Genomic DNA, 25242 nt, shown 5'->3' with positions numbered 1-25242 from the left:
GCGGTGTGTGACGGCGAACACATGAATCGCGGTGTGATCGTCTCGTAACATTGCCGCATGTCTTCGACCGAGCTGCCGGGAGTCCGTGCCGCCGCCGCAGCGGTGGCCCCCACGGTGGGCGCCGTCAGGGTTGCGGAGGGCGAGAGACTCCGCTCCGTCACGCTGGCCGGACTCACGCTGTCCGTCCGTTCGCGGCCGCCGGAGCGGAAGGGCCTGGCGCCCGCCCTCTATGTGCACGGGCTCGGCGGCTCCTCGCAGAACTGGTCGGCGCTGATGCCGCTCCTCCAGGACGTGCTGGACGGCGAGGCCGTGGATCTGCCCGGCTTCGGGGACTCCCCGCCGCCGGACGACGGCAACTACTCCGTCACCGGTCACGCCCGCGCGGTGATCCGCTTCCTGGACGCGGGGGAGCGCGGGCCCGTCCACCTGTTCGGCAACTCCCTCGGCGGTGCGGTGGCGACCAGGGTCGCGGCGGTCCGCCCCGACCTGGTGCGCACGCTCACCCTGATCTCGCCCGCGCTCCCCGAGATCCGGGTGCAGTGGTCGGCCGCGCCGACCGCGCTGCTCGCCGTTCCGGGGCTCGTGTCACTGTTCAACCGGATGACCCGCGACTGGAGCGCGGAAGAACGCACCCGTGGAGTCATGGCACTCTGTTACGGCGATCCGGCACGCGTCTCGGAGACGGGCTTCCGTGCGGCCGTGGCCGAAATGGAGCGACGGCTCGAACTGCCGTACTTCTGGGACGCCATGGCGCGCTCGGCACGTGGCATCGTCGATGCGTACACGCTGGGCGGCCAGCACGGACTGTGGCGTCAGGCCGAGCGTGTGCTCGCACCGACGCAGCTCGTGTACGGCGGACGGGACCGGCTCGTCTCGTACCGGATGGCACGCAGGGCGTCCGCGGCCTTCCGCGACTCGCGGCTGCTGACGCTGCCCGACGCGGGGCACGTGGCGATGATGGAGTACCCGGAGGCGGTCGCCCAGGCGTTCCGGGAACTGCTCGACGAATACGGCGGGAGCTGATCCGGGGCGTGGGACGACACAGTCGAAAAGGCGCTGCGCCCAAGGCGCCCGAGGCCGGGACCGCCCCGGCGGACGCGGGCGTCCCGGGCGAGGGTGCCGAGCGCGAGGGCGCCGGGCCCGCGCCCGGCAACGGCCGGCGCAGAAGGCCGGGCGAGGTGCCACCGGGCACCGACGGCCACACCCCGTTCCAGGGCACGCCCCAGGTGCGCGGCGGCCACCCCGAACAGCGTGAACCCGGTGGTGGCTGGGGCACCGGGCCGATGGAGCGGCCGGGTCCGCCGCGCGGCGGACCCGGCCGCATCGGTGTCCAGGAGTCGGCGCCCGCGCGTCCGCGGGCACCGCGGAACGCGCAGGGGACCGGCACCAAGCCGCTGATACCGGGACCGCGCAAGGAGTTCGTCGAGGCCTTCGACGCCCCGGCTGCCCGGCCGTCTCGTGGCCCGGCACCGGAGCCGGCCGCTCCCACCGGTCCGGACGGCCCCGTCAGTGACCGGGGCGAGAAGCCGCCGGCCGGTGGCGACGGCGCGCCCAAGGACTCCAGGGGCGGCAGGGGCCGCACCTTCACCGGTATCGCGGCCGCCGCGGTGACCACCGTGCTCGCGGTGATCGTGGCGGGCCAGGTGGCCCACGACAGCGACCGCCGGACCGGCGGTGCCGCCCAGGCCGCGGGCGTCGGCCGGGACGGCACCGACGACACCTCCCGCTCCGACAGCAGGAAGACCCCCGCGCCCAAGGCGGCGGTCAAGCCCCTTTCGTACGAGCAGAAAATGGCCAAGGCCTATCCGCTGGCGCCGAAGCTCAAGGCTTCGGGGGAATTCGAGGTCGTACCCGGCGCGGCGAAGGCTCCGGGCAAGGGGCACACGCACCGCTACCGGATCGATGTCGAGAAGGGGCTCGGGCTCGACTCCGCCCTCTTTGCCGAGGCGGTCCAGAAAACCCTTAATGATGAACGCAGTTGGGCGCACGACGGCGAGATGACCTTCGAACGGATTTCCACCGGTGATCCGGATTTCGTGATCACGCTGGCCAGTCCGGGAACCACCGGTGTCTGGTGCGAGAAGTCGGGGCTGGACACGACGCAGGACAACGTCTCCTGCGACTCCGCCGCCACCGAGCGCGTGATGATCAACGCCTATCGCTGGGCCCAGGGGTCGTCCACCTTCGGGCCGGACAAGCTCTACTCCTACCGCCAGATGCTGATCAACCACGAGGTGGGCCACCGGCTGGGGCACAACCATGTGAGCTGCGGCACGGCCGGCAAGCTCGCCCCGGTGATGCAGCAGCAGACCAAGTCGCTGAATATCAACGGCATCAAGTGCCTCGCCAACGCCTGGGTGTATCCGACCGGTTGAGGCGGGCCCGCGTCCGCGCGAGCGGTCGCGGGACCGGCGGCCGCGGGCCGGTGTCCCGGCCCGCGGGGACGGCCTCGCGGGGCATCTGTCCGAATGGCGAGACCGTCGTCTCATATCGCGTTGACATCGGGCAGGCCGTCGGCCCATATTTCTCGGCATGTCACGCAGCCTCGTCACCTCCGATCGCGCCGCCATTGAGCTGGCGCTCATCGGTGTGACCGGGCACAGCGTCGCCGACGTCGACTGTTGCTGACGCCTGCCCGAGTGCGCGTCGGCCCCCTCCTCCGAGCCTGATGGCCCGGACGGATCCTCCACGGCTGCCGCACCGGGCGTACTCCGTCCGCAGGCGCGGCAGTTCCAGTGTTCCGGTCCCTGTACCGACCGGTCGTGTGCACCTACCCCTCGTCGCCGCCTGCACGGATTCGCTTCTGTTTCCTTCATTCAGGCAGTTCTCCGAGAGGTCACCTTCCGATGCGTCAACCGTCCGTCATATCGCGCCGCGCAGCAGCGGCCGCCGCAGTACTCGTCGTGGCCGCGGGCGCCGCGGCCTGCGGGCCCGAGGACAGCAGCAAGGGCGGCGACGGCAGCTCCGGCGCGGCGGGCGCGCCCCGGAAGGGCGGCACGCTCACCGTCCTCAACAGCGCCCCGCAGGAGGACTTCGACCCCGCCCGGCTCTACACCTCCGGCGGCGGCAACGTCCCCTCGCTCGTCTTCCGCACCCTCACCACCCGCAACCGGGAGGACGGCGCGGCCGGCTCGAAGGTCGTCCCCGACCTGGCGACCGACCTGGGCACGCCCAGCAAGAACGCCACCGTCTGGACGTACACGCTCAAGGACAACCTCAAGTACGAGGACGGCAGCGCGATCACGAGCGCCGACATCAAGTACGGCATCGAGCGCTCCTTCGCCGCCGAACTGTCCGGCGGCGCGCCCTACCTGCGCGACTGGCTGATCGGCGGGGCCGGCTACCAGGGCCCGTACAAGGACAAGAAGGGCCTCGACTCGATCGAGACGCCCGACGCGAAGACGATCGTCTTCCACCTCAACAAGCCCGAGGGCGAGTTCCCCTTCCTGGCCACCCAGACCCAGACCACTCCCGTACCGAAGGCCAAGGACACCGGCACGAAGTACGAGGAGCACCCGCTCTCCTCCGGCCCGTACAAGGTCGTCAAGAACGAGGGCGACGGCGAGCGCCTCACCCTGGAGCGCAACACCCACTGGTCGGCCGCCACCGACGAGGAGCGCAAGGCCTACCCCGACCGGATCGACGTCCGCTCCGGGCTCGACTCCGCCGTCATCAACCAGCGGCTGTCCGCCTCGCAGGGCGCCGACTCCGCCGCCGTCACCACCGACACCAACCTCGGCCCGGCCGAGCTCGCCAAGGTCAGCGGTGACAAGAAGCTCGCGGCCCGGGTCGGCACCGGCCACTTCGGCTACACCAACTACATCGCCTTCAACCCGAAGGTGAAGCCGTTCGACGACCCGAAGGTGCGCCAGGCGATCTCCTACGCCGTCGACCGCAGCTCCGTCGTCAACGCCGCGGGCGGCTCCTCGCTCGCCGAGCCCGCCACCACCTTCCTGCCCGACCAGGCCTCGTTCGGCTACACGCCGTACGACGCCTTCCCGGCCGGCAGGACGGGCAACGCGGCCAAGGCGAAGGAACTGCTGAAGGAGGCCGGTTACCCCAAGGGGCTGACCGTCACCCTGACGCACAACAACGAGAAGAACTTCGCGACCAGCCCGGAGATCGCCACCGCGCTCCAGGAGGCGCTGAAGAAGGCCGGGATCACCGTCAAGCTCCGGGGCCTGGAGTCCAACGCCTACTCGGACACCGTCTACAACGTGAAGACCGAGCCCGGCTTCTTCCTCGGCGGCTGGGGCGCCGACTGGCCCTCCGGCGGCCCCTTCTTCGCCCCGATCTTCGACGGACGCCAGATCGTCAAGGCCGGCTACAACTTCAACTCCGCCCAGCTCGACGACTCCGCCGTCAACAAGGAGATCGACGAGATCAACAAGCTGACCGACCTGAGCGCCGCCGCCAAGCGCTGGGGCGCGCTCGACAAGAAGGTCGGTGAGCAGGCACTGACCGTGCCGCTGTTCCACCCGGTCTACAAGCGCCTGTACGGCGAGTCCGTGAAGAACGTCGTGATCAGCGACTGGACCGGTGTGCTCGACATCTCCCAGGTCGCGGTCAAGTAGCGATGACCGAAGCACTGCCGGCCGAGGAGGCGGGGGCCGTCGCGGCCCCCGCCTCCGGGGCCCATCCGTTCTGGCGTCGGCTGCGCACCCGGCGCTCGGCCCTGGTGGCCGCCGTCGTCGTCGCCCTGCTGGTCCTGACCGCGCTCGCCGCACCGCTGCTCGCGGGCATCGAGGGCCAGAACCCCACCACGTACCACCCGGATCTCGTCGACTCCGCAACCGGCGGCGTGCCGCTCGGCTCCTTCGGCGGGATCGGCGCCGAGCACTGGCTCGGCGTCGAACCGCTCACCGGACGCGACCTCTTCGCCCGCGTCGTGTACGGCGCCCGGGTCTCGCTCGGCGTCGCGCTCGGCGCGACCGTGCTCCAGGTCGTCATCGGCGTCCTCACCGGCCTCGCGGCCGGTCTCGGCAACCGCTTCGTCGACCAGGTGTTCAGCCGGATCACCGATGTCATGGTCGCCCTGCCGGTCATGGTGGCCGCCCTCGGCGCCCTCGCCGTCGTCCCGGCCGGATTCCCGCGCCCGGTGCTGATCGCGCTGCTCGTCGGCCTGGTCGGCTGGACCCACATCTCGAAGATCGTGCGCGCCAAGACGCTCGCGCTGAAATCCCTCGACCACGTCGCGGCCGCCCGGCTCAGCGGCTGGGGGTCCTGGCAGATCGCCCGGCGCGAACTGCTGCCCGCGCTGGCGGCGCCCGTCATCACGTACGCCGTCCTGCTCTTCCCCGCCAACATCGTCGTCGAGGCCGCCCTGTCCTTCCTCGGCGTCGGCATCAAACCGCCCACACCGTCCTGGGGACAGATGCTCAGCGACGCCGACACCTGGTACCAGGCCGCGCCCACCTATCTGCTGATCCCGGCCGGGCTGCTCTTCGTCACCGTGCTGGCCCTCACCGTCCTCGGCGAGGGCGTGCGCACCGCGCTCGACCCGCGCGCCGCCTCCCGGCTGCGGATCGGCACCGGCGCCAAGAAGGAGGCGGGAGCATGACGTGGTTCCTGCTGCGGCGCCTCGGCGGGGCGCTCTTCGTCCTGCTCGCCCTCAGTCTCGTCGTCTACGCCGCGTTCTACGTGGCACCGGGCAACGTCGCGCAGATCGCCTGCGGCCCGCGCTGCTCGCCCGCGCAGGTCGCCCAGGTCAGCGAACAACTGCGGCTCGACGACCCGGTGTACGTGCAGTACGCGCACTTCCTCCAGAGCCTGGTCGCCGGCCGCGACTACTCCACCGGGACCGGAGTGGTGCACTGCCAGGCCCCCTGCCTCGGACTCTCGTACCAGAGCGGCCAGCAGGTCACCCAGCTGATCGTCGCCAAGCTGCCGGCCACCGCCTCGCTCGCCGTCGGCGCCTTCGTGCTGTGGATGGTGCTCGGGGTCGGCACCGGAGTGCTCTCGGTGTGGCGGCGCGGCCGCGCCACCGAGCGCGTCCTCACCGGGATCACCCTGGCCGGCATGGCCACACCGGTCTTCGTGATCGGCCTGCTGCTCATCATCATCTGCGTCACGGCGCTCCAGATCCTGCCGTTCCCGGACTACGTCCCCTTCACCGAGGACCCGGAGCAGTGGGCGTGGAACCTGCTGCTGCCCTGGGTCTCCCTGGCCCTCGTCTCCGCGGCCCCGTACGCCCGGATGACCCGGGCCTCGATGCTGGAGACGCTCGCCGAGGACCATGTGCGCACCTTCAGGGCGTACGGGGTCAGCGAGCGGGTGATCGTCGGACGGCACGCGCTGCGCGGTGCGCTCGCGCCGGTGATCGCGCTCGGCGCACTGGACATCGGCTCGATGTTCGGCGGCGCCGTGCTCACCGAGTCCCTCTTCGGGATCCCGGGCGTCGGCCGTGAACTCGTCGCAGCCGTACGGAACGTGGACCTCCCGGTCGTCGTCGGTCTGGTGCTCGTCACCGGGTTCTTCGTCGTCCTCGCCAATGCCGTCGCGGACATCCTCCAGGCGATGGCCGACCGACGGGTGGTGCTGTCATGAGTCTCGTCGAGGTCACCGATCTCTCGATCTCGTTCGGCGACGTGCACGCGGTGCGCGGACTGTCGTTCTCGCTGGAGGCGGGCGGCGCGCTCGGCGTCGTCGGCGAGTCCGGCTCCGGCAAGAGCGCCTCCGCGTACGCCCTGCTCGGACTGCACCGGGGGACCGGCGCCAAGGTCGGCGGCTCGGTCCGGGTCGCCGGTGTGGACGTCCACACCGCCGACGACACCGCGCTGCGCGGGCTGCGCGGGGCGAAGGCCGCGATGGTCTTCCAGGACCCGCTGTCCTCGCTGGACCCGTACTACGCCGTCGGGGACCAGATCGCCCAGGTGTACCGCGTCCACAACTGGGTCTCCCGGCGGGCGGCCCGGACCAGGGCCGTCGAGGTGCTGGACCGGGTCGGCATCCCGGACGCGGTACGCCGCTCCCGCTCCCGGCCGCACGAGTTCTCCGGCGGGATGCGGCAACGGGCGCTGATCGCGATGGCGCTGGCCTGCGAGCCGGAGCTGCTGATCGCGGACGAGCCGACGACCGCGCTGGACGTCACCGTCCAGGCCCAGATCCTGGACCTGCTGCACGAGCTGCGCCGCGAGACGGGCATGGGGCTGCTGCTGGTCACCCATGACGTGGGCGTGGCGGCGGAGTCCGTGGACGACGTGCTGGTGATGCGCTCCGGCCTCGCGGTGGAACGGGGGCCGGTGGCCCAGGTCCTCGGCGCCCCGCGCGAGCCCTACACCAAGGCGCTGCTCTCCGCGGTGCCGCGCATCGCCCCGGAGCCGGGGGGCCCGGCCGACGCCGCCGGGCGCGCGGTCCTCGACAAGGCGGAGGTGCTTGTCCAGGCCGACGGTGTGCGGCAGGTGTTCGGCCGGGGAAAGTCCGCTCTGACCGCCGTCGACGGGGTCTCCCTCACCGTCCGCCACGGCGAGACGCTCGGCGTCGTCGGGGAGAGCGGCAGCGGCAAGACCACCCTCGGACGGATGCTCGTCGGCCTGCTGGAGCCCACCTCCGGCAGTCTCACCCGGGTCGACCGGGTGCAGATGGTCTTCCAGGACCCGGTCTCCTCGCTCAACCCGCGCCGTTCCGTGGGCGAGTCCGTCGCGGACCCGTTGAGGGCGCGCGGGCAGCGTGACGAGGGCGCGATCAGGGCGCGCGTCCGGGACCTGCTGGAGCGCGTCGGGCTCGACCCGGAGCAGTACGACCGCTATCCCCACGAGTTCAGCGGCGGACAGCGCCAACGCGTCGGGATCGCAAGGGCGCTGGCCGCGGAACCGAGGCTGATCGTCTGCGACGAGGCGGTCTCCGCCCTCGACGTGACGACCCAGGCCCAGGTGACCGCGCTGCTGGCCGGGCTCCAGGAGGAACTGGGACTCGCGATGGTCTTCATCGCGCACGATCTCGCGGTCGTGCGCCAGGTCAGTGACCGGGTGGCCGTCATGCGCCACGGCCGGATCGTCGAGGAGGGACCGGTGGAGCAGGTGTACGGAGACCCCCGTGACCCGTACACCAAGCAGCTCCTGGCGGCCGTGCCGGCGCTCGATCCGGCGCTCGCGGCGGTCCGCCGCGCGGCCCGCGCGGAGTCGGCCGCGGCCTGACGTTGAGTAATCGACCGCCTCTATAGCGCGACGGAACGCTACGGGGGCGGGAAAGTTACGACGGTTCACCCCTTTCGGTGGTGCGACGGACAACCGTCCGTCGCGCCACCGGCGTATCCGCTTACGGTCGTCCCGCTGCGAGTCGCCGATCCAACGGTGGCCGCCCACAAGGGAGATCGGGGGTGTGCTCGTGCGGATCGGACTCCTCACCGACGGTGGTTATCCGTATGCGACCGGTGAGTCCAGACTCTGGTGCGATCGTCTGGTGCGCGGGCTCGCGCAACACGAGTTCGATCTCTTCGCGCTCAGCCGCACCGCCGAACAGGAGGCGCGCGGCTGGGTCCAGCTCCCGCTCCAGGTGAGCCGGGTACGGACGGCGCCGCTGTGGACCGCCGACGAGGACACCCTGGGCCTGCACGTCCCCAGGGGGCTGCTGTCGCGACTGCTGTCCGGTGGGGGCGCGCACTCCTACGGGCGGCGCGAACGACGGCGCTTCACCACCCACTTCACGGCCCTCGCGACCGCGGTCTGCGCCGCCGGTGCGACCGGCGCGGAGCGGGGTGACGGCTCCGAACCCGCCGGCCGGGGGCCGCGCGGCGACGGGGGCCGGGCCGCCGCCACCGAGGACACGCGGTTCACCGAGGGCCTCTACGGTCTCGCCGAACTTGCCTGCGAACACGGCGGACTTCCCGCGGCGCTCCGCTCCGAGACCGCGGTACGGATCCTGGAGGCGGCCTGCCGTGCGCCCGGCACCGGCCGCACCGTCCAGGCCGCCACCGTCCCCGACCTCCTCGCCTTCGCGGCGGAGCTCGACCGGGTGCTCCGCCCGCTCTCCCTCGACTGGTACGACGAGGAGGGCCTCGGTGCCGTGGACCTCTGCCACGCCACCTCGGGAGGCGCCGCCGCTCTGCCCGGCCTGCTGGCCAAACGCTTCTTCGGCGTGCCGCTGCTGGTCACCGAGCACTCCGTGCACCTGCGGTCGCACTACCTCGCGGCGGCCGGAACGCCGCTCAGTGCGCCGGTGCGCGCCCTGCTCGCGAACTTCCACGGCCGGCTCGCCGCGGAGGTGTACCGCCAGGCCGCGCTCATCACCCCCGGCAATACGCACGCCCGCCGCTGGCAGGAGCGCTGCGGCGCGGAACCCGCCAAGGTGCGCACGGTCCACCCCGGCATGGAGTCCGGCCGGTTCGCGGCGCTGGGCGAGAACGAGGGCGACGGCGGCCCGGACACCCTGGTGTGGGTCGGCCGGATCGAGCCCGCCAAGGACCTGGTCGCCCTGCTGCACGCCTTCGCGGAGGTGCGCGGGGCCGAGCCGGACGCCCGGCTGCGGATCATCGGCGCGGCGGCCCGGGGAACGGAGGGCGCCGGCTACCTTGCGCACTGCCGGGCGCTCGCGGCCCAGCTGTTCCCGGACGTGGCCGCCGGCCCGCACGCCGTCGGCGACAACCCCGTCTCCTTCGAGGACATCGGCGGGGCCGAGGTCCCCGACCTCGCCCAGGCGTACGCGGCCGGCGGGATCGTGGTGCTCTCCAGCGTGGTCGAGGGCTTCCCGATCAGCCTGGTCGAGGCGATGTTCTGCGGCCGGGCCACGGTCTCGACGGACGTCGGAGCGGTCGTCGAGATCATCGGCGGGACGGGGCTCGTGGTGCCCCCGCGCAATCCCCGGGCGCTCGCGGACGCCTGCCTGGCGCTCCTGCGCGACCCCGAGCGCCGTGCGCGCCTGGGCTCGGCGGCCCGCGCCCGAGCCCTCGAACTCTTCACGGTCGAACAGAACCTCGCGGCATTTCGCGGCATCTACCTGGAGCTGATCGCTCGGGCACCGGTGCGCCGGGAGCCCATGACGGTGCACGCGGACGGCGGACCGCGCCCCTTCGCCACCCCGCCGGAGGCCCACGTCCTCGGCCTGTGGCCGGAGCCCGGCGAGACCCTCGCCCCGGAACCGGCCGGGCGCACACCCAGCTGGGCCGGGCGCGGAGTCTGCGCGGGGGCGCTCGGCGGAGCGGGGGACGGCGATGCGTGACCAGGAAGCGGCCGGGCCCGGCCGCCGTACCGGCCGGTCAGGGCCGTCCGGCGCCCCCGCAGAGGAACACGGAGGAACGACGATGGGCCGCCCGACCGAGGTGCCCGGCACACCGGCGACCGGCAGCGGCTGGGACCCGCGTTCGCGGGCGCTCGTCTCCGGTTCGCCGCCCGTCGACGTCTCCGTACCGTCCTGGGGGCCGGCCGCCCCGCAGAACGCGCCGGCGGACGCCCCGACCATGGCCGGGCCGGTGGCCGTCGCCGCGGAGAACACCCCTGCGCGGACGGCACCACAGGACACCCCGGAGCGCGGAACGCACTCCTCCCGCGCCCCCGAGATCACGCCCGCCGCCGCGGCGCGCGGACTCAGCACCGGGCGGCGCGGCCCCGCCGACCCCGTGAAGTCGCTCATGCACCGGCACCGCGAACTCTGCGAGCGCGCCGTCGATCCACTGGAGATCGCCGCCGGGCTGGAGGCCCACGGCGTCACCGACCGCACCGCGGCCCGCTACCGGCACCGCGACGTGTTCTCGCTCGCAGAGGAACTCTTCGCACGGGTACCGGGTGTCGCGGGGGAGCCCGTCGGAGCGGTCTCCGCTCCGGCGCGCGACATCCAGACGCGCGCCGCATGGTCGCTCCGGGCCCTGCTGCCGGGCGCTGCCTGCCTGGCGACCCTCGTCTCGCTCCGGCTCACCGACGGGGTGCTCGGCGGCGGGGCGCGGCTCGCTCTCGCCAGCGGCGGCACGCTCCTCGCGCTCCTCGGACTCGCCCTCGCCCTGCGCACCGGCCCGCTCTCCACCGACGGCCGCCCCGCCGGCGCCGCCACCCTGTACGGCTGCTGGCTGCTCGGCTACGCCCTGTACGGCGAGGCCCTGCTCCACCAGGTCCTGAGCGGCGGCCCGGAAGGCCCCTGGGCGCTCACCCCGGCGCCGCTGCTCGGGCTCGCCGTGGCGGTCGCCCCCGCGGCCTGGTGCGCACACCTCTTCTCCCTGCACGCACACCGCAAACTCAACGGCAGCCGCGCACTGGAGGAGTTCGCGGCAGGCGTGCGCCCCCTGCTGTTCGGCGCCGTCGCGTTCTTCCTCTGCGCCGTCACCGGGCTGCTCTGCCTGGCCGGCCTCGGGACCGGGGGCGGCGTCCCGGTCGGGGCCGCCGGCCTCGGGGTACTGCTCCTGCTGGCCCGGCTCCTCACCGTCCACGGCTTCCCCGGACCGGCCGCCACCGGCCTCGCCGCCGCCTGCGCCGTCGAGGCGGCGGCCCCCGCCCTGGTCCTGTCCGGGCGGCTGCCCGGCCTCCACACCCTCGCCCGGCCCGTCGACGCCCTCGTGGCGGCGGGGGGCACCGGAGCGGTGTCCGCCGTGGCCTGCGGCGCGGCCGCGCTCGGCCTGCTGACCACCGCCACCGTCGCGCTCTCCCGAGCATCCGCCCACACCGCCGCCTGACCCACCCCACAGCCCCCGCGGAGCCGACGCCGCGGGTCTCTTCCCGCACCGTACGCAACTGCCCCAAGGAGACACCGGACATGACCCCCCAATACCTCGCACCGGCAGCCCGCCGTCGGCACCCAGGGGGCACGCGATGAGGGTGCTGCTGCTCGGAGCCAACGGATTCCTCGGCCGGTTCGTCGCCGACCGGCTGCTCGCCGACCCCGCCGTCCATCTCACGGCGCTCGGCCGCGGCGACGACGCCGACGTACGGTTCGACCTCGCCAGCGGCAGCCCGGGAGCGCTCACCCGCTTCCTGGACGCCGTCCACCCCGGAGTCGTCGTCAACTGCGCGGGCGCCACCCGCGGCGGGGCGCGCGACCTGACCCGCCACAACACCGTCGCCGTCGCCACCGTCTGCGAGGCGATGCGGCGCAGCGGCTGCACCGCCCGGCTGGTCCAGGTCGGCTGCTCCTCGGAGTACGGCCCGTCCCAGCCGGGCTCGTCCACCGCGGAGGACGCCATCCCGCGCCCCGGCGGCCCGTACGGCGTCAGCAAGCTCGCCGCCACCGAACTCGTCCTCGGCTCCGGCCTCGACGCGGTCGTGCTGCGGGTCTTCTCGCCGGTCGGCCCCGGCACCCCGGCCGGTTCGCCGCTGGGCCGGCTCGCCGAGGCGATGCGCCGTGCCATGCAGTCCGGCGACGGTGAGCTGAAGCTCAGCGGCCTCGGCGTGCAGCGCGACTTCGTCGATGTGCGCGACGTCGCGCGCGCCGTGCACGCCGCCTCGCTCTCCGCCGCCCAGGGGGTCGTCAACATCGGCACCGGCCGGGCCGTACGGCTCCGTGACGCCGCCGCCGTGCTCGCCAAGGTCGCCGGATACGCCGGCGCGCTCCACGAGCTGGACACGCCCCCCGCCCGGCTGCCCATCGGCGCCCCCCGCACCTCCACCGAATCGGTCATCGAGCACCTCTCGGCCACCCCGTCGCCCTACCCGGACGGCTGCGGCGCCTGGCAGCAGGCGGATGTCCGCACGGCCAGGGACCGGCTCGGCTGGCGTCCCCGGATCAATCTGGAGGAGTCCCTCGCCGACATCTGGATGGAGGCGGCGTGCCGTATCTGACCAGTACCGGCACGGCCCGCAGGACCAGCGGCGCGGAACAGCTCGGCTTCGGCGTCCCGGGCTGCGCGCACCCCTTGCTCGCGCCCGCCGAATGGGCCGAGCTCGCACGCCCCGGCACCCCGCTGCACTGGGCCGTCCTCAACATCGACAACGGCCCCGGCTCCCGCCCCGACCCGCACTGCCTGGAGGCCGCGGGCCGGCTCCGCAACGCCCGTGAACGGGCCGCGCACGGCGAGGGGGCGCCGGACTCCGTACGCGCCTCGGCCGGCCGGCTGCTCGGCCGGCTCGATCTGGCCTTCGGCGACCGGCCCTTCGGCGAGCTGATCTCCGAGGCCCGGTCGTACCTGGACTGGTACCGGGTCGACGGCTTCTACCTCGACCGGTGTCCGGCCGGGCGCCCCGGCCTCCCGGCGGTCCGCCGCCTCACCAGCACGCTCGCCGCGCTCCTGGCGGACAGCGACAGCGCGCGGAACGGCGGACACCTGGTGCTCGGCCACGACACCCATCCGTATCCCGGCTACGCCGAGGCCGCCGACCAGCTCGTCACCTTCCGCGGCCCGTGGACGGACTACCGCTGGTCGCAGGTGGCGGAGTGGACCGCCGCCTACCCGCCCGGCCGGTTCGCGCACTTCGTGCACGGCGTCCCGCGCAGCCATCTGGAGGAGGCGATGCGCATCGCGCGCTGGCAGGGCGCCGGGACGATCTTCTTCACGGACCGCACCGGGGAGGCGGATCCGGTGAACAGGTGCGGACAAACCGACCCATTCGCGACGCTGCCCAGGTACTGGGACGAAATCGTCTCGCGGATCGGACCTGGTATCTCGGAATGAGAGGGGGCGTGGCAGTGTTACGGCAAGAACAACCGTACGTAGCCGAAGTACGTAGAAACCGACCACCTGCATTGTTGAGGTTCCTGTGTCGCTGCCACCCCTGGTCGAGCCAGCTGCTGAGCTCACCGTCGACGAGGTCCGCAGGTACTCCCGCCACCTGATCATCCCCGATGTCGGGATGGACGGGCAGAAGCGGCTGAAGAACGCGAAGGTGCTCTGTGTGGGCGCCGGCGGTCTCGGCTCGCCGGCTCTGATGTACCTGGCCGCCGCCGGTGTCGGAACGCTCGGCATCGTGGAGTTCGACGAGGTCGACGAGTCGAACCTGCAGCGCCAGATCATCCACAGCCAGGCCGACATCGGCCGGTCCAAGGCCCAGTCCGCCAAGGACTCGGTGCTGGGCATCAACCCGCTGGTGAACGTGGTCCTTCACGAGGAACGGCTCGAAGCCGAGAACGTGATGGACATCTTCGCCCAGTACGACCTGATCGTGGACGGCACGGACAACTTCGCCACCCGCTATCTCGTCAACGATGCCGCGGTGCTGCTGAACAAGCCGTACGTCTGGGGCTCGATCTACCGGTTCGACGGCCAGGCGTCCGTCTTCTGGTCCGAGCACGGTCCCTGCTACCGCTGCCTCTACCCGGAGCCGCCGCCCCCCGGCATGGTTCCGTCGTGCGCCGAGGGCGGCGTGCTGGGCGTGCTCTGCGCGTCCATCGGCTCCATCCAGGTCAACGAGGCCATCAAGCTGCTCGCCGGCATCGGCGACCCGCTCGTCGGCCGGCTGATGATCTACGACGCCCTGGAGATGCAGTACCGCCAGGTCAAGGTCCGCAAGGACCCCGACTGCGCGGTCTGCGGCGAGAACCCGACCGTCACCGAGCTCATCGACTACGAGGCCTTCTGCGGCGTCGTGTCCGAGGAGGCCCAGGAGGCGGCGCTCGGCTCCACGATCACTCCCAAGCAGCTCAAGGAGTGGATCGACGCGGACGAGAAGATCGAGATCATCGACGTCCGTGAGCCGAACGAGTACGAGATCGTCTCGATCCCCGGTGCGAAGCTGATCCCGAAGAACGAGTTCCTGATGGGCAACGCCCTCCAGGACCTCCCGCAGGACAAGCGCATCGTCCTGCACTGCAAGACCGGTGTGCGCAGCGCCGAGGTTCTCGCGGTCCTCAAGTCGGCGGGCTTCGCCGACGCGGTGCACGTCGGCGGCGGCGTGATCGGCTGGGTCAACCAGATCGAGCCCGAGAAGCCGGTGTACTAGAACGTTTCGAAGGGGCCGGTCCGCATCATGCGAGCCGGCCCCTTCGACGTGTCCACCGTTCGTTGCTACGAGCAGGTCTTGCCGTCCGCCGGGACCTTCCCGTCCAGGAAGTACGTGTTCACCGTCGACGTCACGCAGGTGTTCCCGCCGTAGGCGCCGTGCCCCTCACCCTTGTTGGTGAGCAGGATGCCGACGCCCCCGCCCAGCTCGTCCGCCATCTTCCGCGCACCCTCGTACGGTGTCGCGGGGTCGCCCGTCGTCCCCACGACCAGGATCGGACCGGCGCCCGGAGCGCTCGCCTCCGGGGTGTCGCGCTCACCCTGCACCGGCCAGTCGGAGCACCAGCCCGCGGTGTCCCAGGCCAGGAACGCGCCGAAGACCGGGGACAGCTTCTCGAACTCGGGCAGCAGCGCCTTCGCCTCGGCCGCCGTCGGCCGGGCCTTGCTGTCGGCGCAGGAGATGGCTCGCTGGGAGTGGCTCTCGGTGTCGTAATGCCCCTTCGCGTCGCGGCCGTTGTACGAGTCGGCCAGCTGTAGCAGCATGCTGCCCCGGCCGCCCTCCGCCTCGTCCAGGGCCTGGGTCAGGAACGGCCAGTTGTCCTTGGAGTAGAGCGGCATCACGATGCCGGTGAGGGCCAGTGACTCGTTGAGCTCGCGGGACGTACCGGTCGGCAGCGGCTTCCTGTCGATCCGTGCCAGCAGCCGGGCGATGCGCCGGGTGCCCGCCTCCGGGTCCTGGCCGCGGTCCTTGAGGTAGTTGTCCAGCGCCCGCTGGAAGCCGGTCGTCTGGTTGCGGGCGTGCCCGACGGTGTCCGCCGTGGGGTCGACGACGGCGTCCAGGACGGTGCGCCCGACGTGCGACGGGAAGAGGTGCGCGTAGGTGCCGCCCAGCTCGGTGCCGTACGACATGCCGAAGTAGGTCAGTTTCCGGTCGCCGAGCACCTCACGGATCAGGTCCAGGTCCCGGGCGGCGTTGGTCGTGCCGACGAACGGCAGGACCTTGCCGGAGCGGCGCTCGCAGCCGGCGCCGAAGTCCGCGCCGTCCTTCATGAACGCCGCCTCCTCCGCCGCCGTGTCCGGAGTCATGTCGACCTTCCGGACGGCGTCCTCCTGTTCCTGGTCGGAGCGGCACCGCACCCCGGCGCTCCCGGCCACCCCGCGCGGATCGAAGCCGACCAGGTCGTAGCGGGTGTTGAGCTTCTCGTACGAACCGGCGGCGCGCGGCAGGATGGAGACCCCCGAACCGCCGGGGCCGCCGAAGTTGAACAGCATCGAGCCCAGCCGGCGGCCCGCGTCCCCGGCCCGCTTGCGGATCAGCGCGATCCCGATCGTGGCACCGTCAGGCCTGGCGTAGTCCAGCGGGACGCGGACCGTCGCACACCGCCAGTCCGAACCGGGGGAGGCCTCGCCCTCGGGGGCGTCGCAGGTGTTCCAGTCCGGCTTCTGCGAGGTGAGCGAGCCGGGCAGCGCCGGGAGCGGGTCCGGCTTGCCGCTCGCGGTGGACGAGGCCGCGGCGGACGGTGAGACGTCCGCCCGTTCGGCGGGCTTGTCGTCCGTACCGTCCTCGCAGCCCGCGAGCACCCCCGTCAGCAGCAGCGCGGCGGCGGCCAGCGCCCCGGCCCGTGCGTATGAGACCACGTGTGCGTCCCTCCCCGTTGTGCCTGCCCGGTCGGGGCAGTTCGCCCATGGTAGGTCGGGGTCCGGACAGCCCTACCCGCAGACCGTTCCGGCGGCCGGCACCTTGCCGTCCAGGAGATAGCCGCCCACCGCCTTCTGCACACAGGCGTTGCCGCTGTTGTACGCGCCGTGCCCCTCGCCCTTGTACGTCATCTCCACGCCGACGCCCTTGCCCAGTGCGTCGGCCATCGCCCGCGCGCCCTTGTACGGGGTCGCCGGGTCACCGGTGTTGCCGATGACCAGCTGGGGGGCCGAGCCCGGGGCGCTGACATCGGGGTGCTCCCAGGTGCCCTGCACCGGCCAGCCGGTGCAGGTCATCAGGCCCCAGCCCAGGTAGTCACCGAAGACCGGTGAGGCCTCGCGGAACCGGGGGAGCCTCGCCTTGGCCTGCTCCAGGGTGAACCGCTCCTTGGAGTCGGCACAGCTGATGGCCGTGTTGGCCGCGGCGGAATTGTCGTAGTGGCCGTTGTCCGAGCGGCCGTTGAGGGAGTCGGCGAGGGCCAGCAGCAGTCCGCCGTTGCCGCCGTCCGCCTCGTCCAGGCCCTGTTCCAGCAGCGGCCAGGTCTCCTTGGAGTACAGGGCGGAGGCGATGCCTGTGGTGGCCTGTGTCTGCGTCAGCTTGCGTGAACCGAGCCCGGACACGGGCTTCTTCTCCAGGCGGCCGAGGAGGTCGGACACCCCTTGCTCGACCTCCTCCGCGTTGGCACCCGGCAGCTTGCAGGCGTCGCCCCGGTCCGCGCAGTCCTTGGCGAAGTTGTCCAGCGCGAGCTGGAACCCCTTGGCCTGGCCCAGGGAGGACTGCTCGGCGTCCTCGGTGGGGTCCACCACCGCGTCCAGCACCGACCTGCCGACCTTCTCCGGGAACAGGTGCGCGTAGACACCGCCCAGTTCGGTGCCGTACGAGATGCCGAAGTAGTGCAGCCGGTCATCGCCGAGCACCTGACGCATCAGGTCCATGTCGCGGGCGGCGTTCGTCGTCCCGACGAAGGGCAGTTCCTTGCCCGAGTGCTTCTGGCAGGCCGCCGCGTACGTGTTCGTGTCGTCGGTGAACGCCTTCTCCTCCGCGGCGTCGTCCGGCGTCCCGTCGGCCTGGTACCGCGCGTCCAGCTGCTTGTCGTTCTCGCAGGTCACCCCGTCGCTGCGGCCGACCCCGCGCGGGTCGAAGCTCACCAGGTCGTAGCGGGTGCGCAGCTTGTCGTACGCGGTGCCGAAGGCGGGCAGGGTGGCGACGCCGGAGGCGCCGGGGCCGCCGAAGTTGAAGATGAGCGACCCGATCCGGTTCTTCTGGTCCATGGCCTTCGCGCGGACGAGAGCCAGCTCGATCGTGTCGCCGGCGGGCTCGGCGTGGTCGAGCGGGACCTTCATGACGGAGCACTCCCAGACGGCCCCGCCGGGCAGTGGGGTCGGTGCGGCGCCGCCGCCCTCCGCCTGGGACGGGGCGGGGCAGCGCTTCCACGTCAGCTTCTGGGTGGCGAGGGCGGACGGACCGGAACTCGTGGCGGTGTTCGCCGCGTGCGGCGAACCCTCCGACCGGTCCGGTGCGTCCTCGCCACCGCCGTTCGAACAGCCGGTGAGCGGAAGCAGCACGGTGGCGGCGAGGGCCGCGGCGCGCAGGGCAGGGGAGGTCCTCATCGCTCCATCGTGCGGCGGTGGCGGGGAGTGCGCACGGGGCACCGGTCCAAGCGGGTGGCGGCGGTCCTAGAGCTCGCCCTTGCGCGTCAGGTGGTTGAAGCAGATCCAGCCGGGAAGGACCGGCAGCCACAGCGTCATCAGGCGGAACAGCAGCACCGCCGGGGCCGCGACCTCCTTCGGCAGGCCGACCGCGATCAGACCCAGCGTCAGCGCCGTCTCGACCGCGCCCATACCGCCCGGGGTCGGCGCCGCCGAGCCCAGCGCGTTGCCGGCGAGGAAGACCACCGCGATGCTCGCGTAACTGAGGTGCGGCGTGTCCGGACCGCTGAACGCCCGGACCGAGGCGTCCAGGCACATCACGAACAGGCCGGTCAGCAGCAGCATCCCGCCGATGCCGGTGAGCAGCTTCTGCGGACGCTGGACGACGTCGAGCATGCGCGGTACGACTCCGGCGAACAGCGACCGCACCCGGGTCACCACGAACTTCCGCAGGAACGGGATCGCCGTCACCACCAGCACCAGTACGGCGACCGTCAGCAGCCCCGCGATCACGGTCCTGGACGGGGTGAGCGAGGACGGGGTCTTCTCGGTGCCGGTCAGATAGCCGAAGGCGCCCAGCAGCAGGATGTGGCAGCCGAGACCGAACAGCTGCGAGGCGCCGACACTCGCGACCGCCAGCCCCGGGCGTACGCCGGAGCGTTGCAGGAACCGCGTGTTCAGGGCGACACCGCCCACCGCGGCCGGCGCCACGATCTTCACGAACGATCCGGCGATCTGCGCCAGCACCGTCTTGCCGAACGGCACCCGCTCGGGCACGAAGCCCAGCAGGCTCATCGCGGCCGCGACGTAGCTGAGGGCCGAGAAGCCGACCGCGGCCGCCACCCAGCCCCACTCCGCCTGCTCGACCACCGCACCGAAGTCGGCCTGGGTGAACTGCGAGATCAGGAAGTACGCGGCGATGGCGCCCGCGATGAAGCTGAGCAGGGTGCGCGGCTTGATGCGCTCCAGCCGGACCGGCTCGACCGGCGCCTGCGGCCGGATCAGCAGCACCTCCCGGCGGATCTGGGAGAGCAGATCCTCCTCGCGGGCCTCGTCCAGCGCGTCGTCGAGGGCCCGCTTCTCGGCCTGCTTCTCGGTGCGCACCGACTTGCGGACGGCCTTGCGGTCCGCGTCCTCGGGGAGCTCCGCACCATGGGTACGGGCCCGCTTGGCCGCGTCCGACGCGTCGAGCACGGCCTCGCGCTCCCGCTGCGACCGCTCCCGGGCGAGTCTGCGCAGATGCGCCCGGGTGGAGCGGCTGAGCGCGATCGGCTGGAGCAGCGGCAGCGAGTCCGCGACGGTGTCCGGACCGACCACCGCGAGCGCCGCGGCCACCGCCCGCTCCGGGCCCACCCGCAGACCGGTCGTGGTGAGCAGCTGGGCGACGTCCATCCGTAGGACCAGATCGCCGGCCGCGATCTCGCCGCCCCGCAGATCCGTGACGAACACCTTGCCGGAACGGTCCACCAGCAGGGCGTCGCCGGTGAGCCTGCGGTGCGCGATCCGCCGCGACTGGAGGGCCTGGACCTGGCGCCAGGCGCCGCGCAGCAGGTCGTCGGTGATGTCGGCGTCCTCCAGGGCGTCCAGCGAGCGCCCGCCGATGTGCTCGTACACCAGCATCACGGCGTCGGGGCCCAGCTCGGAGGTGGCGATCAGCTTGGGGGCGTTGGCCCCGGCGGCGATCGCCGCGTACGCGAGCAGCGCCTCCTGCTCCAGCGCCTGGCGCAGCGACTGGATGGAACGCCGCTGGGTGATGCCGCGCAGGGTGAGCCTGCGCCACACCCGGTAGAAGAAGCCCTGGGCCTGCTGTTCCCGGTCGACGACCGTCACATCGAGCGGTGGGCCGTCCTCCAGGGAGACCAGATAGCGGCGTCCGCGGTCGTTCTGGTCGCCGGAGTCGGGGGCGTCGTCGGCCCGCATCGCGGTGACGGGGCGGAAGCCGACATGGCGCAGACCGGCCATCAGGTGCTGGCCGGTCGGCCGGACGTTCGGCGAGCCGACCGCGTACAGCGTGCCGTACGCCACCGTCCAGCCGATCAGTACCGTGAGGATGATCGAGAGCGGTGTCGTGTAGCCGCCGACCAGCATGGCGAAGGCGTCGAGCAGCAGCACCACCCACAGCACGACCCGCCAGCGCGGCCGTCTCGCCATCCCCACCGCCGTCATATAGGCGATCACGGGGGCGAGATAGCCGTGCACGGGATCGGTGAGCGCGTCACCGGGCGCCGGCTGGGTCAGGGCGTCCTGAATGGTCCCGGAGGCGGTCTTGGCGACCCACAGGTCGGCGGCGAGCGTCACCCCGTGTGCGAGCACGGCGGCCAGCACGCCGTCCGCGATGCGCAGTCCGTCCCGTTTGATCAGCCGCTCGATGGCGAAGGCGACCGGGACCAGCAGGACGGCGATGCTGGAGACCAGACCGGCGATCTTGATGAGCACATCGGGCGCCTGGCCGGTGCCCTTGTTGATGTCCGCTTCGAGACCGGTGGTGGTGCCGTGGGCGAACGCGGCGACGGAGAACAGCACGGCGATCGCCAGGACGCCGATGAGGAGCCGCAGCAGGTCGGAGGGACGGTGCACCCGGGCGGGGAGCAGGGGTTCGTCCCCCGAGACGCGTTCGGACGGTTCCTCTTCCGCGGTGGAGAGCGTCGAGCCGGTCAGGTCCCCGGAAGGGTTCTCCGGACCGGTGTCCGCGTCCGGGCGGGGTCCCTCCGGGTGCGGCTCGGCATCAGAGGCGTCGGCCGCCTTCGGTGGCTGCACGCCCTGCTCCTTCGTCGCCTCTGATTGGTCTTCGTGTTCTCGTATCACCGGTCACCGCCCGGATGATGGTGGCACGGCTCGCGGACGGAGGAGGGCATCAGGGTGCGATGCAGGGGCGCTGCGAAGCGCAAGATACGCCCCTTTCCCGCCGTGCGCACGCTCCGTGTCCGGCCGGACACGGAATGGGCCGCACTGTCGGTGCCGTAGGGCAGGATGGGCCGGATGAGCGAAAACCCGACGGGCGACGCGTTGCCGGAGTACGCGGAGCGCGTGCTCGATGTCGCCGAGCTGATCCCGCCCGGCCGCGTCATGACGTACGGCGACATCGCGGAGTGGCTGGGGGACGGCGGCCCGCGTCAGGTCGGCCGGGCCATGGCGCTGTACGGGGGAGCGGTGCCGTGGTGGCGCGTGGTGCGCGCCGACGGGGCGCTGCTGCCCGGCCACGAACTGCGTGCGCTGAACCACTACCGCGAGGAGGGCACCCCGCTGCGCGAGGCCCCGAGTCAGGCGGACGGCCACGTTCCGCGCCTGGACATGAGACGCGCACGGTGGGACGGCGGGGCGGGCGGTCCGGGAGCGGACGGCGGCGGGGGTGCTCACACCTGACAGCTTCGGCCATCCGGCGGCGCATCGGGCGGAGCCGGGCCCGTACGGCGTACAGCAAGCATGACGCGGGGACCGGGCGGGGCCCGCTGCCACCACCCCGTCCGCCGTCCGTGCCGTCCCCCGGGCGTTCGCCGTCCGGGCGGAACGTGACGATCCCCGCAGCCGTACCGCCGCGATCGGGCCCGTCGCCGGAGTAGCGTCGTCAGTTCGCGGCAGGTGCCGCGCCCTCACCATCAGCACACCCACCAGGACCGGCGACCCACGTGAGCTCCTCCTCCACCACCCGGCACAGTCCGCACCGTCAGGCACGGCGGGGGACCACGGGCGCGTACCGGCTGGTGCGTACCCTGCCGGGCTCCGTGGATCCCCCTCTCCTGGACGCGGCGCAGCGCGCGGTGGTTGACCACCCCGGCGGGCCACTGCTGGTCCTCGCCGGACCGGGCACGGGCAAGACCACCACGCTCGTCGAGTCCGTGGCGGCGCGCGTCGCGCAGGGCACCGACCCGGCCCGCGTCCTCGTCCTCACCTTCAGCCGCAAGGCCGCCGTCGAACTCCGCGACCGGATGGCCGCCCGGCTCGGCGCCGTCCGGGGCCCGCAGGCCACCACGTTCCACTCCTTCTGCTATGCCCTGGTCCGCGCCCACCAGGACGCCGACCTCTTCGCCGACCCGCTGCGGCTGCTCTCCGGGCCCGAGCAGGACGTCACGGTCCGCGACCTGCTGGCCGGCCAGCTCGATCTGGAGAAGCAGGGCCACGCCCACATCCGCTGGCCCGACGAACTGCGGGCCTGCCTGACCACGCGCGGCTTCGCCGACGAGGTACGCGCGGTGCTCGCCCGCAGCCGTGAGCTGGGACTCGGCCCTGACGCCCTCGCCGACTTCGCCCGGCGTACCGGCCGCCCCGACTGGAGCGCCGCCGCCGAGTTCCTCGCCGAGTACCTCGACGTGCTGGATGCCCAGGGGGTGCTGGACTACGCGGAGCTGGTCCACCGCGCGGTGCTGCTCGCGGAGCGCCCCGAGGTGGCGGCGCTGCTGGCCGGCCAGTACGACCTGGTGTTCGTCGACGAGTACCAGGACACCGACCCGGCGCAGGTGCGGCTGCTGCACGCGCTCGCCGGGAACCGGGGGAGCACCCCGGGCGGCGGCGGTGGCCGGAACCTGATCGCGTTCGGCGACCCGGACCAGTCGATCTACGCCTTCCGGGGCGCCGACGTGAACGGCATCCTCGACTTCCCCGAGGTGTTCCGGCGGGCGGACGGCGACCCGGCCCCGGTCGGCGTCCTCACCACCTCGCGCCGCTCCGGCGACCGGCTGCTGGAGGCCACCCGGCTGCTCACCCGGCGGATGCCGCTGACCCGGCTGCCCTCGGCGAAGGTCCGCGCCCACCGCGAGCTCGGCGCGGTCCGCGAGGGCGGCACCGTCGAGACGTACACCTACCCGACCGCCTCCACCGAGCTCGACAACATCGCGGACCTGCTGCGCCGGGCGCATCTGGAGGACGGGGTGCCGTGGCACGAGATGGCGGTGCTGGTCCGGGCCGGCGGCCGCACCATCCCCGCGGTGCGCCGGGCCCTGACCTCGGCGGGCGTTCCGCTGGAGGTCGACGGCGACGATCTGCCCCTGCGCCACGAGCCCGCGGTGGCCCCGCTCCTGACCGCCCTGCGCACGGTGGCGACGGCGGCACTGAACCGGGGCGCCGCGGGTACCGGCGCCGGCCCCGCGGATCGGGAAGAGGCTCCGGACGACGAGGCCCAGGAAGGGGCGCCGGACGACGAGGCCCAGGAAGAGGCTCCGGACGACGAAGCTCCGGAAGAGGACCCGGACGCCGTTCCCGCCGACGAGGTGCCCGCCGGGCCGCAGGCCTGGCTCGGCACCGAGACCGCGCTGACCCTCCTCGCCTCCCCCCTCGGCTCCATGGACGCCGCCGATCTGCGCCGCCTGGGCCGGGCCCTGCGCGACGAGGAACGCGCCGCCGGGAACCGGGTGCCCGCACCCTCCGGCGATCTGCTGGCCCGCGCCCTGGCCGAGCCGGAGCGGCTCGTGGCGCACGATCCGGCGTACGCCCGCGGCGCCCAGCGCCTCGGTGCCCTGTTGCGCAAGGCACGCGAACTCCTGGAGGGCGGCGGAACCGCGGAGGAGGCCCTGTGGGAGCTGTGGTCAGGCACCCCCTGGCCGGGCAGGCTGGAGCGCGCCGCGCTGCGCGGTGGCGCGGGGGGCCGCAACGCCGACCGCGACCTCGACGCGGTCTGCGCCCTGTTCGACACCGCGGCCCGCGCCGAGGAGCGCACCGGCGGCCGGGGCGCGCTCAACTTCCTGGAGGAGGTCGACGCCCAGGACATCGCCGCCGACACCCTCTCCCGGCGCTCCGTCCGGCCCGAGGCCGTACGGCTGATGACCGCGCACCGGTCCAAGGGCCTGGAGTGGCGCATGGTCGTCGTCGCCGGGGTGCAGGAAGGCCTCTGGCCCGACCTGCGCCGCCGCGGCTCGCTGCTCGAAGCGGACCGGATCGGCCGCGACGGGCTCGCCGAACCCCTCACCCCCGGCGCCCTCCTCGCCGAGGAGCGCCGGCTCTTCTACGTCGCGGCCACCCGCGCCCGCGAACGCCTCGTCGTCACCGCCGTCAAGGCACCCGCGGACGACGGTGACCAGCCGTCCCGCTTCCTCACCGAACTCGGCGTCGAACCCCGCGACGTCACCGGCCGTCCCCGCCGCCCCCTCGCCGTCGCCGCCCTCGTCGCCGAACTGCGCGCCACCACCGTCGACCCCGACGCGTCCGCCACCCTGCGCGAGGAGGCCGCCCACCGCCTCGCCCGGCTCGCCGCGCTCGCCGACGACGAGGGGCAGCCGCTCGTACCGGCGGCCCACCCCTACCGCTGGTGGGGCCTGTACGAGCCGACCCTCTCGGCCGTCCCGCTGCGCGACCGGGACCAGCCCGTCACCCTCTCCGGCAGCGCGCTCGACCAGCTCGCCAACACCTGCGCGCTCCAGTGGTTCCTCGGCCGCGAGGTGAAGGCCGACGCCCCGGCGACCGCCGCCCAGGGCTTCGGCAACGTCGTCCACGTACTGGCCGACGAGGTGGCCTCCGGCCGTACGCCCGCCGACCTGGCCGTCCTCATGGAGCGGCTCGACTCGGTCTGGGACGGGCTGGTCTTCGACGCCCCCTGGAAGTCGCAGCAGGAGAAGGAACAGGCGCGCGTCGCCCTCGAACGCTTCCTGCGCTGGCACGTCATGGACCGCACCGGCCGCACCCCGGCCGCCAGCGAGCACGACTTCGACGTGACGCTGGAGGCGGGCGAGTACGAGGTGCGCATCCGCGGTTCCATGGACCGGGTGGAGCGGGACGCCGAGGGCCGCGCCTACGTCGTCGACTTCAAGACCGGCAAGCAGTCCCCGACGAAGGAGGAGGTCGCCCGCCACCCCCAGCTCGCCGTGTACCAGCTGGCCGTCCGGGAAGGGGCGGTCGACGAGGTCTTCGACGGCCTGCGCCCCGAGTCCGGCGGCGCCGAACTCGTACAGCTGCGCCAGCCCGCCCCGAAGAAGGAGGGCGGCGACGCCGTCCCCAGGGTGCAGGCCCAGCAGCCCCCCGACACCGAGTGGGTCTCCGACCTCCTGGCGACCGCCGCGGGCCGCGTCCTGGACGAACGGTTCACCCCGACGACCGGCCAGCACTGCACCCACTGCACCTTCAGGGCCTCGTGCAGCGCCCAGCCGGAGGGCCGGCACGTCCTGGAGTGATGTGCT

At 72.9% G+C, this 25242-nt stretch carries 17 protein-coding genes; 14 read left to right on the top strand and 3 right to left on the bottom strand.

All coding sequences use genetic code 11. The features are described 5' to 3' along the window. The first annotated feature begins 57 nt into the window (after positions 1–57). From ACIO3R_RS08735 to moeZ, 12 genes are all read left to right on the top strand, one after another. Positions 58–1023, top strand: a complete 966-nt coding sequence (locus tag ACIO3R_RS08735) for an alpha/beta fold hydrolase (protein ID WP_385041455.1) — start codon at positions 58–60, stop codon at positions 1021–1023. Positions 1024–1031: 8 nt separating this feature from the next. Beyond that, positions 1032–2375, top strand: coding sequence for a DUF3152 domain-containing protein (locus tag ACIO3R_RS08730; RefSeq protein WP_402104587.1), 1344 nt, complete (start codon positions 1032–1034; stop codon positions 2373–2375). A gap of 157 nt (positions 2376–2532) precedes the next feature. Further along, positions 2533–2628, top strand: coding sequence for an Ms4533A family Cys-rich leader peptide (locus ACIO3R_RS08725; RefSeq protein ID WP_323178015.1), 96 nt, complete (start codon positions 2533–2535; stop codon positions 2626–2628). Between the two features lie 218 nt (positions 2629–2846). After that, positions 2847–4574 (top strand): ABC transporter substrate-binding protein, encoded by a 1728-nt coding sequence (locus ACIO3R_RS08720; RefSeq protein WP_385025394.1) that lies wholly within the window; start codon positions 2847–2849, stop codon positions 4572–4574. A 2-nt stretch (positions 4575–4576) separates the two neighbouring features. Then, entirely contained in the window at positions 4577–5560 is a 984-nt protein-coding gene (locus tag ACIO3R_RS08715; protein WP_402104584.1) for an ABC transporter permease, read from the top strand. Then, positions 5557–6546 (top strand): ABC transporter permease, encoded by a 990-nt coding sequence (locus ACIO3R_RS08710; RefSeq protein WP_385025391.1) that lies wholly within the window; start codon positions 5557–5559, stop codon positions 6544–6546. Before ACIO3R_RS08715 ends, ACIO3R_RS08710 begins: the two co-directional genes overlap by 4 nt. Continuing rightward, positions 6543–8135 (top strand): dipeptide ABC transporter ATP-binding protein, encoded by a 1593-nt coding sequence (locus ACIO3R_RS08705; protein WP_402104581.1) that lies wholly within the window; start codon positions 6543–6545, stop codon positions 8133–8135. Before ACIO3R_RS08710 ends, ACIO3R_RS08705 begins: the two co-directional genes overlap by 4 nt. Positions 8136–8325: 190 nt before the next feature. Then, complete coding sequence (locus tag ACIO3R_RS08700) at positions 8326–10155, top strand: DUF3492 domain-containing protein (RefSeq protein WP_402104876.1); 1830 nt, start codon at positions 8326–8328, stop codon at positions 10153–10155. 238 nt (positions 10156–10393) lie between these two features. After that, complete coding sequence (locus ACIO3R_RS08695) at positions 10394–11596, top strand: hypothetical protein (protein WP_385025421.1); 1203 nt, start codon at positions 10394–10396, stop codon at positions 11594–11596. Positions 11597–11732: 136 nt separating this feature from the next. Continuing rightward, positions 11733–12698, top strand: a complete 966-nt coding sequence (locus ACIO3R_RS08690; RefSeq protein ID WP_363031063.1) for an NAD-dependent epimerase/dehydratase family protein — start codon at positions 11733–11735, stop codon at positions 12696–12698. Further along, the gene (locus ACIO3R_RS08685; RefSeq protein WP_385025385.1) at positions 12686–13528 is read left to right on the top strand and encodes a spherulation-specific family 4 protein; all 843 of its coding nucleotides are present in this window, start codon (positions 12686–12688) and stop codon (positions 13526–13528) included. The genes ACIO3R_RS08690 and ACIO3R_RS08685 overlap by 13 nt, the downstream gene beginning before the upstream one ends. An 85-nt stretch (positions 13529–13613) precedes the next feature. Beyond that, the gene (moeZ, locus tag ACIO3R_RS08680) at positions 13614–14792 is read left to right on the top strand and encodes an adenylyltransferase/sulfurtransferase MoeZ (protein ID WP_363031061.1); all 1179 of its coding nucleotides are present in this window, start codon (positions 13614–13616) and stop codon (positions 14790–14792) included. Positions 14793–14857: 65 nt separating this feature from the next. Here moeZ and ACIO3R_RS08675 read toward each other — a convergent pair whose 3' ends face one another. The 3 genes from ACIO3R_RS08675 to ACIO3R_RS08665 all read right to left on the bottom strand — a co-directional run bounded on the left by ACIO3R_RS08675 (position 14858) and on the right by ACIO3R_RS08665 (position 20896). Next, a complete protein-coding gene (locus ACIO3R_RS08675) occupies positions 14858–16429 on the bottom strand; it encodes an alpha/beta hydrolase (protein ID WP_402104577.1) in 1572 nt (523 codons plus the stop codon). Between the two features lie 72 nt (positions 16430–16501). Then, positions 16502–18100: an alpha/beta hydrolase gene (locus ACIO3R_RS08670; RefSeq protein ID WP_402104575.1), complete on the bottom strand. Its 1599-nt coding sequence runs from the start codon at positions 18098–18100 to the stop codon at positions 16502–16504. 66 nt (positions 18101–18166) lie between these two features. Further along, the gene (locus ACIO3R_RS08665; RefSeq protein WP_385025376.1) at positions 18167–20896 is read right to left on the bottom strand and encodes a lysylphosphatidylglycerol synthase domain-containing protein; all 2730 of its coding nucleotides are present in this window, start codon (positions 20894–20896) and stop codon (positions 18167–18169) included. Positions 20897–21118: 222 nt separating this feature from the next. On the opposite strand from ACIO3R_RS08665, the gene ACIO3R_RS08660 reads away from it, so the two are divergent. Next, positions 21119–21502, top strand: a complete 384-nt coding sequence (locus ACIO3R_RS08660; RefSeq protein ID WP_385025373.1) for an MGMT family protein — start codon at positions 21119–21121, stop codon at positions 21500–21502. Positions 21503–21765: 263 nt separating this feature from the next. Beyond that, complete coding sequence (locus tag ACIO3R_RS08655; RefSeq protein WP_402104573.1) at positions 21766–25236, top strand: ATP-dependent helicase; 3471 nt, start codon at positions 21766–21768, stop codon at positions 25234–25236. Positions 25237–25242 lie beyond the last annotated feature (6 nt).

It is taken from the genome of Streptomyces sp. NPDC087428, assembly GCF_044744085.1.
GTDB lineage: Bacteria > Actinomycetota > Actinomycetes > Streptomycetales > Streptomycetaceae > Streptomyces.
The sequence above is the reverse complement of the archived record's forward strand: the minus strand, read 5'-3'. Positions and strand labels throughout refer to the sequence as shown.